Annotated in this window: 8 protein-coding genes; 5 read left to right on the top strand and 3 right to left on the bottom strand. The window is 31.9% G+C overall.

Annotated elements, in window-relative coordinates; all coding sequences use genetic code 11:
- Nucleotides 1-90: 90 nt before the first annotated feature.
- Both Q4Q39_RS16915 and Q4Q39_RS16910 read right to left on the bottom strand, forming a co-directional pair.
- Entirely contained in the window at nt 91-2,280 is a 2,190-nt protein-coding gene (locus Q4Q39_RS16915; protein WP_303283736.1) for a response regulator, read from the bottom strand.
- Nucleotides 2,281-2,338: 58 nt separating this feature from the next.
- Nucleotides 2,339-4,837, bottom strand: a complete 2,499-nt coding sequence (locus tag Q4Q39_RS16910) for a TonB-dependent receptor (protein ID WP_303283735.1) — start codon at nt 4,835-4,837, stop codon at nt 2,339-2,341.
- Between the two features lie 227 nt (nt 4,838-5,064).
- Between Q4Q39_RS16910 and Q4Q39_RS16905 the strand changes: the two genes are divergently transcribed.
- The 5 genes from Q4Q39_RS16905 to Q4Q39_RS16885 all read left to right on the top strand — a co-directional run bounded on the left by Q4Q39_RS16905 (nt 5,065) and on the right by Q4Q39_RS16885 (nt 11,330).
- Nucleotides 5,065-7,161, top strand: a complete 2,097-nt coding sequence (locus Q4Q39_RS16905) for an SBBP repeat-containing protein (RefSeq protein ID WP_303283734.1) — start codon at nt 5,065-5,067, stop codon at nt 7,159-7,161.
- A gap of 87 nt (nt 7,162-7,248) precedes the next feature.
- The gene (locus Q4Q39_RS16900; protein ID WP_303283733.1) at nt 7,249-8,256 is read left to right on the top strand and encodes a hypothetical protein; all 1,008 of its coding nucleotides are present in this window, start codon (nt 7,249-7,251) and stop codon (nt 8,254-8,256) included.
- A gap of 20 nt (nt 8,257-8,276) precedes the next feature.
- Nucleotides 8,277-8,957 carry a hypothetical protein gene (locus Q4Q39_RS16895; protein WP_303283731.1) on the top strand — a complete coding sequence of 227 codons (681 nt, stop codon included), beginning with the start codon at nt 8,277-8,279 and terminating at the stop codon, nt 8,955-8,957.
- A 46-nt stretch (nt 8,958-9,003) separates the two neighbouring features.
- The gene (locus Q4Q39_RS16890; RefSeq protein WP_303283730.1) at nt 9,004-9,960 is read left to right on the top strand and encodes a cadherin repeat domain-containing protein; all 957 of its coding nucleotides are present in this window, start codon (nt 9,004-9,006) and stop codon (nt 9,958-9,960) included.
- An 83-nt stretch (nt 9,961-10,043) separates the two neighbouring features.
- Nucleotides 10,044-11,330 (top strand): hypothetical protein, encoded by a 1,287-nt coding sequence (locus tag Q4Q39_RS16885; protein WP_303283729.1) that lies wholly within the window; start codon nt 10,044-10,046, stop codon nt 11,328-11,330.
- A 139-nt stretch (nt 11,331-11,469) separates the two neighbouring features.
- On the opposite strand, the gene Q4Q39_RS16880 is transcribed toward Q4Q39_RS16885, so the two are convergent.
- Complete coding sequence (locus Q4Q39_RS16880) at nt 11,470-11,838, bottom strand: DUF423 domain-containing protein (RefSeq protein WP_303283728.1); 369 nt, start codon at nt 11,836-11,838, stop codon at nt 11,470-11,472.
- Nucleotides 11,839-11,842: the final 4 nt, after the last annotated feature.

The raw sequence follows: 11,842 nt of genomic DNA, 5'->3' as shown, positions 1-11,842 counted from the left end.
TCGCTGCTATGCACTTCAAAAATTGTCTCATCTGAACAAATTTCATCTCATTTTCGGTTAAAAACAAAAAGTCAAGATGAGTTCATATATTTAATTATTAGTAACACCAAATCGTTCTTCAAACTTCTTATAAAAATAGGTAGTATTAGACATTCCTACGGCTTGAGTAAGTTGATTTTTTAATATAAATGGATCGTCTTCTAGTAATTGTTTTGCCTTTTGTAAGCGGGCTTCCATTATAATTTGATTAGGTGATTGTCCAAATACAAGTTTTGTTTTTCGGTTTAAAGAACTTTTAGAGGTATTTAACAAATCTGCTAAATAATCTACTCCAAAAGTTTTATCGTGTAAATTTTCATTAACGATATCGGTTAGTTGTTTTATAAAGACATTCGATTTTTTCTGAAAGACTTCTTCTTCATAAGTTTGTGACAACTCTGTTTCTTTAATAATTTCGTAAGAATTCAAGGATTTTTTTACAGAAAACAACAACTCTTCTTCTAAAAAAGGCTTAGTTAAATAGCCATCAATACCCAAGCGTAACATGTTTAGTTTACCTTGATCGTCCGATCGTGCTGTGATAACAATAACAGGAGTTTTAGAAGCTCTTTTTTTTAATTGATTAACCAACTCCAAACCATCCATTATGGGCATCATATAATCGGTTAATATAAGGTCTATTTGATGTTCCTCAATAATTTTTATAGCTTCTTTACCATGTTCAGCTTCTAAAAGCTCGTAGTCGGGTAAAAGGCTTTTAATATATTTTCGCATTTGTGGATGATCATCTACAATAAGTATTACAGGTTTTTTGTTGTTTATTATTGGAGGTGTTATTGATTTATAATTCTTATTAGGAATATTATTTGAGAGCTCAGATGTAGCTTCATTAGGAATTGTAATACTAAAAACAGTCGCTATGTTTGGAGTACTGGTTACATCAATATTAAAACCATGTTCCTCAATAATACTTTTTGTAAAAGCTAAACCAACACCAGTTCCTTGGCTTTTAGTGATATGATTTTTGTGCTGGTAAAAACGATCAAACACTTTGTTTAAATGGATTTCGGGAATGCCAATCCCATTGTCTTGAACTCTTATGGTAACGCCATTTATATCGTTATTAGCAAATAATTGTACACTACCATTTGTTGAGGTAAATTTTAAGGCATTATTAAGTAAATTATTAATGCCCCGAGACATGAGCTTATAATCAATGTCAATAAACAAATCTGGGCATTTTAATTCTAGTGTAAAATGAATATCTTTTTTTTCGAAAGCACCTTTAAAGTTTGAGTAGTGTTTTTTTAAAAAAGTATGAAGAGAAACAGGCTTCGTATTGATTATTAGTTTATTAGCGTCCAATTTGCTTAAATCCATAATATTATCCACTATGGCTTGTATTTGTAACAATTGATCATTAACAATGTGTAGTTTTTCTGTATTATCTTTTTTAGGCAGATTAAAATTGATTTTTGAGGCATAGGCTTTAATTAAAGTTAATGGAGTTCTAATTTCATGGGATAAATTGACAAAAAAATGAGATTTAAATTCATTAAGTTCTTTAAGCTCTTCTTGTTGCTTTTCAAGTATGATTTTATCATTTAGCACCTTGTCTTTTTCAATTTCAAGAAGCATTTCGTTTTTTTCATTCAAACGTTTAAAGTAATGGAATAGGTAAAATGACGCAAAAAACAAAGAAGTTACTACAGGGTCTTTTAACATTAATAAGAGCCTATAAACACTCATTTTCTGTATTTTACCATTAAACATAATATCCATACTTTTTAGCATTTGAATATCTACTGCAGAAGTGGCATTTTGAATACCATTAATCAAATCATTCAAATTAAAAGTAACCATGCATATAGCTAACATGATGTATGAAGGTATATTACTTTTATATAAACTCATTACTATTAATGGTAAGAGTAAAAAATAGCAGACCGTATATTGGCTAAAAGTAACAACAAAGGAAAGCGTGTAAAATGTACTGTAAGCTAAAAGAATAAAAATAATCTTCCCCACAGCAGAATAGCCTTTTTTATTTAGAAATAAAATAGAGGAGAGTATAGTAATACAAATACAGTGAATTAAAATATCTACATTTTTACCTTCTGGGGCTATCCAAAAGTCTAGTGCTATAAAAAGCGAGCTAATATGAAACCATATTATTACAAAAATATTGAGTAAGCGTATTTTTTTTTGTTCATTCTTATTAGTACAATTGGTTAGGCCAATGTCTGTAAAAAAAGAATACCAGCTTTTTAGTTTTTTCATTGTATTAGCATCACTATTTAGGGTAATTTAATTCAAATTAATAATGGTTTCATAAAGATTAAAATTTTACTGATACCTGAGTTCCTATGAAACGAGGTAATCCGGCAACAAAAGTAGGTATTTGAAAAGCTGAAGCCGTATTGCCACCATCTATAATATATGTTTCGTTAAATAAGTTTGTTGCAAAAAAGTTTAACTCATATTTCTTAGAAAAAATAAAACCTACCTTTATATTTAATAGTCCGTAACTATCTTGTGAAATATCAGATTTATTATCAGGTTCAAAAAATACTTTTGATTGATAACTATAATTTGGTCTTATATAATAATCCACATCATCAATAAGCGTTTGTTGGAAGTTGATTCCTAAAGTGTATGTATGTTTGGGAGTTAGTATAAACTCATTTCCAGCGTATTGCTGTGGATTACCATTTTTATCGTTATCGTCAATAAAAGCATCTATGTAGGCATAATTTGCAAAAATACGGGATTTTTTACCCCACAGATACGATACCGAAGTTTCAAAACCTAAAGATGTTGCACGCCCACTATCTTCGGGAGTTGTTTTTAAATTTCCATCATCACTTAACTGTATTACAGGTGTTCTAAAATTGTTGTATTTGTAATAGTACAAACTCGCATCTACTTGAAGCTTATCGGTAAACCAAAGTGTTTTAACTCCAATTTCATACGACTGTACGGTCTCATCAGATAGCTCATTTATTCCTTTGTCTGTAATCAATAAAGCATGAGGTCTACGGCCTCGTGATAGGGTTCCAAAAATAGTTGTGTTATTATTAAATTCATAAGTTATACCTAATTCCCCTACTGCCGAAATATAATTTTTATAAGCGCTTAAAAAACCATCAGTTGGCACAAATAAGTTATTTGGACTGGCGTTATCGGGAAGTAAACTTCCCAAAATAGCAGTTTTTTTAGCATTTTGAATTTCTACTCCTGAATTAAAATTTTCCCACATGGCTCGTAATCCAAAGTTCAATGTGAGTTTAGGAACTAGTTTATAAAATAAATCACCAAAAAGGTCTCCAGAATTATTACGTGCGCTATTAAAACTCGTTTCAGAATTAAAATCATTCAATAAATTAAAAGACCCTGGACCTAATAAAAAAAACAAGGGGTTATCTGGGGTAATAAATGTTGGAATCCCATTAATGGTTAATTGGCTAGGATTTGTAAAAAGAATAGCAGCACTTTTTTCATTGGTTTCCAAAGTGAGTTGTTGCTGCCCATTTTCATAAAAATAATTTGCTCCTATCGAGGCCTTTATTTTTTGATTAACATAATTGAATCTAATTCCTGTATTTATTTGTTCTTGTTCTACTTCAGTTCTAAAAAATAATGTTGGTGCTACCGTTCCATCAATATCGGAAGCTTCGTCAACATTAAATTTGCGGTAAGAGAGGTCAATTTCCACATCCCAATGGGAGTTTAGGCCATAATTTGCTAATCCCGTTATACCAAAAATAGTTCTTTTTACACCTAGGTGGGTGCCTCGATCCAAATCGGAAAATGTATGAGGTTGTGTATCTCCGCCTTTAGGAGCTAAAACACCACTTTTATACCCAATTCCAGAAGGTGTATCATTTTGCCAATTTATACTAATGTTTATGTGCGAGTTGTCCTTTTTTAATGGGAAATGAAACGAACTTCGTAAAGCCAATGTTTCTGTGCCATTAAGCTGTCCACCAGATAAATTTTCTACATACCCGTCTCTTTTGTTGTATATTCCCGATACACGAGCAAATATCTTATCTTTAAGTAGTATGGTATTAGCATAGCCATCTAAAGTGACTAAGTTGTAGTTTCCAGTGCCTAGTTTTAACGTACCTGAATGTTCGTTCTTTGCTTTATTCGAAGTAATATTAACTGCTCCTATCTGGACTGCTCGATTAAATAATGATGCTTGGGGACCTTTAAAAACGCCTATACTTTCAATATCAAATAATGCTACTGAAGCACCACTGAAACTACTTATAGGAACATGATCTTGAAAAATTGAAACTCGTGAAGCGATTCTAGAATCGGTGCTTTCGTTTCCAATACCACGAATAACAATATTAGGATTGTTTGGGCTTATAGTTTGTGATTGTACTCCGGGAACAAAGGCAGAAATTTGGTCGTATTGTATAAGATCATAAGCTTTTAAAAATTCACCAGACTGTAAACTTATAGTACGAGGTTTATAATCTATTAAATTGGAATTGGCTATGAGCAAAACCTCATTTAATTTGTTAACCTTTTTTTCTAATTTAATTTGTAGGTTTTTTTTGGTGTTTTTTAAAAGGAGTTCAATGTTTTTACTTATATAATCTGGTGTATTAATATTAATGGTATAATGACCTTCTTCCAAATTATTAAAAATAAAAGTGCCTTTATGGCTTGTTCTTACTGTTTTACCGATAGGTAAAAGTGTAATAGTTACATTATTAATAGGTGTATTGGTTTCGTTTAAAAGGATTCCAGAAATGCTTGTTGATTGTGCTAAACTTGTTATTGAGATAATAAATAAAACGAACACTAAGTAATTTCTCTTCATGTAAATTAAAAATAATAGCTATGATTTTGTGAATAAAGTAAGGTTAGAATATCCATGAAATTTTGCCAAAAATAAATATTTAAAAATATAAAGAATCAAAAATGACTCAAATCGTCAGTTTTTGATTCAAATGGTTGTTGCTCTGACTTAAATGGTATTATTTATGGCACGAATAGAGGTTTCATTACATATAGATTTGCACCATAATCTTAAAAATTTAACCTATAATGAAAACAAAATTACTTGGCTTATTAATAGTTGTATTAATAACATTTGGAACTACAAACGCCCAAAACCATGTATGGGCAACAACACTAGATGAAGACTTAGGAAGGTCTATAAAAATAGATGCATTAAATAATGTATATACTGTTGGAACAACTCAAGCGGGACCTGGAACAGATAGAGGCATTTTTATAAGAAAGCAAGATTCTAATGGTATTCAACTTTGGATAAAATACATAAATGGTACTGGTGATGATCAACCATTAGCTCTAGCGTTAGATAATAATGCAAATGTATTGGTTACAGGTTACTTCAATTTTCAAGTAGATTTTGATCCAGGTTCAAGTGTATTTAATATGTCAGCATCCGCAAGAAATCAAAATGTATTTATTTTAAAATTAGATACAGATGGAGATTTTGTTTGGGCAAGACAAATAAGCGGGCCATCTGGAGATTTTGGGAAAGGGATAACTTCAGATAGCGCAGGAAATGTTTATACCACAGGATTTTTTAAAGGAACAGTAGATTTTGATCCAGGAACTAGTACTACAAACTTAACGGCTAATGGAACAGATCCCAATACATCAGACATTTTTATTCAGAAATTAAATGCGTCAGGAGATTTTGTTTGGGCTGTGAATATGGGGGCAGGAAATAATGATGAAGGTACAGCTATAAAAACAGATACATCTGGTAATGTATATACTACAGGCTATTTTGATGGAACAGTAGATTTTAACCCAGATCCAGATCCAACAACAGGAGTATATAATTTAAGTACTGGTGGTGGTAGAAATGCATTTATTCAAAAATTAGACAGCTCTGGTAATTTTATCTGGGCAAAGGCTTTTTTAAGCTCGTCTGGACAGGTCTATTCTTTCGCTATGGATGTAGATGGATCAGAGAATGTCTATACCACAGGTTACTTTAAATCCACAGCAGATTTTGATCCAGGAACAGGAACATTCAATATGTCTTCATTTGGAGGAGGAAATGATATTTTTATTGTGAAATTGGACACTACTGGAGATTTTGTATGGGCAAAACATATGGGTAGAGCTGGTAGTGATGTAGGTAGAGGGATTTCTGTGGATAATTCGGGTAATGTTTATACAGCAGGTAGTTTTGGTGATACATGCGATTTTGATCCAGGTGCAGGTACAGAAAATATGACTCCAGCTGGAGGTTTAGATATTTTTATCCAAAAGTTAGATGCAGCAGGAGATTACGAATGGGCGATAAGGATTGGAGAGGTTTTAAATGATGTACCATTAGCTATTGAAGTAAAGGATAGTAATATTTATACCACAGGTTATTATGAAGGTACAGTAGATTTCGATCCAAACACAGGAGTTGCAAACTTAACTTCTATGACTTCTCGCGACGCTTTTACTCATAAATTGGAGCTTGTAAATTGTACAGTAAATATTCCAGATGCAAATTTTAAAAGCTACTTAGTAGGAGATATGACCATAAACACCAATGGAGATACTGAAATACAGTGTGGTGAGGCAAGTGCATATACAGGATGGATTTCGGTTGCAAATACAAATATTTCAGATTTAACTGGTATTGAGGCTTTTACTAATATTACCAAGTTGTTTTGTAATGGTAATTCATTAACAAGTCTAAATTTAACATTAAATCCTTTATTGGATCAAATGAATGCCAATGATAATGATTTAGTTCAATTAGATATTTCCAGTGGTGGTAATACTAACATGGGATCGGGTTGGTTTAGTGCGGGTAATAACCCTAATCTTACATGTATTCAAGTAGATAATGTAGCTTATAGCAATACAAATTGGATGTCAAGCATTGATTCTCAAACAAGTTTCAGTACCAATTGTTCTAGTCTAGGAGTAAATGATTCTACATTAGAAAATATTGCCATATATCCTAACCCGGTTACACATACATTAATAGTACAATTAGAAGAAGGACTGGAAAGAATAGACATATTTACTGTACAAGGTCAAAAAATTATAGAGAGTTATAAAAAACAAGTAGATGTATCCCAGCTCTCTACAGGCATATACCTATTAAAAATATACTCCAATTCAGGGAAAATAGGTGTAAAGCGCTTTATAAAGAATTAAATCCCAATGATTAAATAGCAAGTCGGGTGTACATTATTGTGAGCCCGACTTTAAAATTTATCAATCTAAAAATTACCACGTTATATTATGAAAACAAAATTATTACTATTAATTGTATTGTTAGGGCTAAAGACAATTGCTCAAAATGAAGTTAAACATCAAACCGAACAATTGAGTTTGATTAAAAAAGGTGATTATATAGGGTATCTTACACAACAAGATGGCTCTGGTAAATACGAAGGAGGGCTCGATGAGTTGACATATAAACTAACCAATTTTCAAGATTACAGAATTCAACCTGGAGCGCATAAGGAAGTTTATATGATTTTTGGAGGTAATCCAGATCGCCCTGATAAGTATAAAGAAACTATGTTTTTACCAGATAATGAAGCGTTCCCTATCACTTATGTTGAAAAGGTTTTTGAAGGGAATAAGGAAATGCAAGACGAATTAGGGTTTGCTCCTCGAATTAACCGATTAACAGATGGAAACCGTCTTGTTTTTCTCGATGGAAGGATTTACGTTATAGAAGACTGGGAAAGTAAGGATAGTTATAATCTGGTCTCTGTCATGGAGCATCAGACAAAAAAAATGGGTGGATTGAAAAAAATGAAAGAAGTGATGCGCTCTCCCAAAAAAATGAAAGAGATGCAGCCACACGAAACCCTTAAGAAGTATTTAGACAATGCCTATGAAAAACAACAAACTGTGTATGCCCAATGGATGAAAAACCCTAAAAATGCAGCCATTGTTGAAAATACCGAAAGTATCCGAAAATTAACGATCGATGCTATTAATAAACAAAGGGCAGATTGGAGAAATTCTGATGCGTATAGACGTATTAAAGAGCGTAATCAAAGTTTTGCACAAAGTGCCTCCCAAAGTCAAGTTACAATTACCAATAGAACAGGAAAAGACATCTATATTTATGAAGAAGGATCTAGTAACGGATCACGTATTTCTGTTAATGGGAAAGGTACATACAACTGTAAAAAAAATCAATATTACAGTTTTAGTGGCAACTCATCGGCAGCTAAATCCACACAAATAAGTACTGCAAATCAAAGTTGCGGACAAGAAAAAACGATTCAATAAACCAATTAATATATACTCCAATGAAAATTTTAAAACACTTAACCTTAATTTTTACACTTATTTTATTTACAAGTTGTAGTAACGATGATGACGGAAACAAGTCAAATGGAACAGAACTTAAAAAAGATAGGGATGCTTTAATCGAGATTTATAATGCAAACACAAACAACACACTCACTTGGGATATTTCGACAATAGATGTATCGACTTGGGATGGAATAACTGTTGAAAATAACAGAGTCTCAGCAGTAAATATTGGCAAAAAAAATATAGACAACCTGCCGGTAACCGCTATGCAACAACTAACAGATTTAAGAAGTTTTTTTGCCAATGAGAATAGTATAGTTTCAATAAATCTTGAAAAAAACACAAAACTTAAAAGACTAGGGTTGTTTGTCAATCAAATACAAACTATTGATGTTTCTACTAACATATTATTAGAGCAATTACTGTTAGAACATAATAATCTGCAAGCCTTAGATATTAGCAAACTGATAAAACTAACAGATTTAAAAGCGCATTCAAATAATCTTACTGGAACCATAAATATAGCAAACGGAAACAATAGTAATATGTTGAGAATGCAATTACAAGGTAATGCAAACTTGACTTGTATAAAAGTAGATCAAGGCGCAGTAAATGGTTTTAGTGGCTGGAAAAAAACGCCTAATTCAAATTATAACATAAACTGTATTAATTAAAAACATAAAATAATAATTACTTAAATAAACCAAAAACCTATTTATTATGAAAACAATTAAAAGAAGTTTCATCATATTAATGACAATATTAGGACTGTCTTGTAGTAACGATGATGGACCAGTTAACGTAGCACCAACTGTGAGTACGCAATCTTTCAATGCTAATGAAGGTGTATTAGATACAGATGTGTTAGGCAAAGTTGTGGCGCAAGATCCAGATGGTGATACACTAAATTATAGCATAACAACCAATAGTGACAATTTATTTGAAATAAGTACAACGGGAGATTTAAGTCTTATCTTGGGTAAAACCCTAGATTATGAAGTATCTACAAGCCATACATTAACTGTTGAGGTGTCTGATGGTGCTTTAAAAGCAAACAGCATTATCACAATTAATGTTATTAATGATAATGAAGCTCCAGTGGTTGCACCTCAAAATTTTTCAATAGATGAAAACAGCGCTTCAGGAGTATTAATCGGTACGTTAGTAGCATCAGACCCAGATGGAGATTCTTTAGTGTTTAGTATTATAGGAAGTAGTTTCCCATTTGAAATTAACAATTCAGGAGAAATTAGTTTGGCAGTAAATAGCACCTTAAATTTTGAACAGAAATCAAGCTATACGCTAGAAATTGTGACTTCTGATAACAATTTACAAACAAGTACAGACATCATCATCAATATCAATGATGTAAATGATGCTCCAAATATTGGAACCACAGTATTTACAGTTGCAGAAGACATAGATGATACTTTTGCAATAGGAGGTATTCCCACAAGCGATGAAGATCGCGACACTTTAATCTTTTCCCTTGGAGATACTTTTGCATCTCGTGATTTTGAAATAAGTTCCTTAGGAATAATAAGCTTAAAAGCAGGCAGTAGTTTAGATTATGAGACTAATACCTTCCATAATTTTCCGGTAAGAGTTTCTGATGGAACCATTACTATTAGCCGTCAGGTAACTGTTTATGTTACAGATGTTGATGATACTCCTTAATTAATCAGTAAATATATAAGTAGCCTAAAGTTATTGAGGGTTCTCTAATAAAATAATTTTAGGCTACTTTATAAAAATAAAAAATGAAGAAAGTAATTTTGATAGTATTATGCTTACTGTTTTTTAGGAACAACATACATGCACAAAAAGAAATACCAACAAAAGCGATAAATGGAACATATCATTTATTAGTACCAGCTAGAGATGGCAGTAAAAAACAATTTTTACAAGTAGGAGAAAATAATGGTGTTAAAATTTTAGTAATGGCATCTTGCGAGCAATGTATACCAGCAACTTATATGTATAATGCCAAAGCTAGTAATGATGTTGGTAAACCTGTATATGGAAAATCAGGGATTTATGTGATTACTTATGATGCTAATAGTTATATATCGGTAATGCCTAAAAGCCCTATGGTTGCTTTGGGAGAAGGAGTTTGGGGAACCTTTGCTTACTACAATTTTTTTAGTACTGATAAAAATAAAGTAACAGCTATGACCAAAGATAAAGTTGAAGCCTATGCTATTAAATTTTCAGAAGACATTATAAATGGTACAAAAGATATAAATGTTGCAGGTGGAAATGGTGAGTTTTTTGCAGTTTCTAAATTAAAACATGCTGGAGAATATTATAAAAGTGTTCAAGTCGAATTTGTTGAAAGTGGAGAAAAACAAATAAAAATGTTAGTGTCTTCTGGGTATTCTGTTGGAACCTATTATTTTTTACCTGAGTACAGTAAATTGTTAGGATTTGATGTTTATGGAGATAGAGGTAACTTACGGGAATACATATTTTCTGAAAATAATATAGCATTCATTTGGGCTAAATTTAGAGGTAGCGGCGAATTAGGACAGGAAACATGGGGTGAATACGATGTGTTTAACTATTTTCATAAAGACCAACAAACTATTCGCAAGCTGGATTTAGATAAAAGTAAGCAAGAAGACATAGGTACTAAATTATTGGTTTGGACAAAAAAGGCTAAAGTTTATGGCGATAAGAAATATAGCGATAAGCAGACAGAAAAAATTAAAAATGAACGTTTACCAAAAAAGGGCTTACAGAACCTCTCATTAGAAGCACAAGCCTTAGTGGCTTCAAAAAATTGGGCAAATCAATATGGTTGGCAAGAAACGATAACTAAAGTCTATTTTACAGACACAGATTGGTCTATTTATAGAAATTCATTAACTGGGGCTCAACTTGGAAGACGTATTTCTGGTGTTATAGTTATGAAACGTAAAGATGGAAGATGTAGTTATCATTATGCTGTTTTTGCACAACAATGCAATGGGAGTGGTTATCAAAAAGTATTCACAGAAGGTATTACACCTGGACAAAATATTCTGGAATGTAAATACGTGAATTAGGTGTCTTTGCCTAGTTTCAGTTTTGTTTTAAAACGAATTTTAGGTCTATAATTGGTTAATTTTGATAATGATAAAAAAAGAGTAGGAAACTTTGTTTTTGAATGGGTTTACAGAACAGTAACTTATAAAGTAAGCGTGTTTATAAAACGTTAATGAGTAAAAGTAACCAGCCAATAACTAGAAGTAAACCTCCTATTGGAGTAATAGGTTCTAAAAACCGAAACTTTTTCCCTTTAGCATCTGACAATACTAACCCATAAATACTAAAAGAGAACAATATAATTCCTAAGGTGAAGCACCAATAGGTTGTAGGAGTTATATTGTTGAAATTAAAACCTATAGCTAATAAAACAATAGCATGATACATTTGGTATTTTACACCAACTTCAAAACTATGTAGCTGTTCGGTAGATAAAATTTTCTTTAATGCATGAGCTCCAAAAGCTCCAAAAATCACAGATAGCATACCAAAAAAAGCACCTGTAGCAATTATAATTTGTTGTGTCATAAAA

The sequence above is a fragment of the Flavivirga amylovorans genome (assembly GCF_030540875.1).
Taxonomy (GTDB): Bacteria; Bacteroidota; Bacteroidia; order Flavobacteriales; family Flavobacteriaceae; genus Flavivirga; species Flavivirga amylovorans.
The sequence above is the reverse complement of the archived record's forward strand: the minus strand, read 5'-3'. Positions and strand labels throughout refer to the sequence as shown.

Bases quoted from the DNA above. Each gene is read 5' to 3' on its own strand.
- Q4Q39_RS16915 (WP_303283736.1), bottom strand. From the start codon at position 2,280: ATGAAAAAACTAAAAAGCTGGTATTCTTTTTTTACAGACATTGGCCTA.
- Q4Q39_RS16910 (WP_303283735.1), bottom strand. From the start codon at position 4,837: ATGAAGAGAAATTACTTAGTGTTCGTTTTATTTATTATCTCAATAACA.
- Q4Q39_RS16905 (WP_303283734.1), top strand. From the start codon at position 5,065: ATGAAAACAAAATTACTTGGCTTATTAATAGTTGTATTAATAACATTT.
- Q4Q39_RS16900 (WP_303283733.1), top strand. From the start codon at position 7,249: ATGAAAACAAAATTATTACTATTAATTGTATTGTTAGGGCTAAAGACA.
- Q4Q39_RS16895 (WP_303283731.1), top strand. From the start codon at position 8,277: ATGAAAATTTTAAAACACTTAACCTTAATTTTTACACTTATTTTATTT.
- Q4Q39_RS16890 (WP_303283730.1), top strand. From the start codon at position 9,004: ATGAAAACAATTAAAAGAAGTTTCATCATATTAATGACAATATTAGGA.
- Q4Q39_RS16885 (WP_303283729.1), top strand. From the start codon at position 10,044: ATGAAGAAAGTAATTTTGATAGTATTATGCTTACTGTTTTTTAGGAAC.
- Q4Q39_RS16880 (WP_303283728.1), bottom strand. From the start codon at position 11,838: ATGACACAACAAATTATAATTGCTACAGGTGCTTTTTTTGGTATGCTA.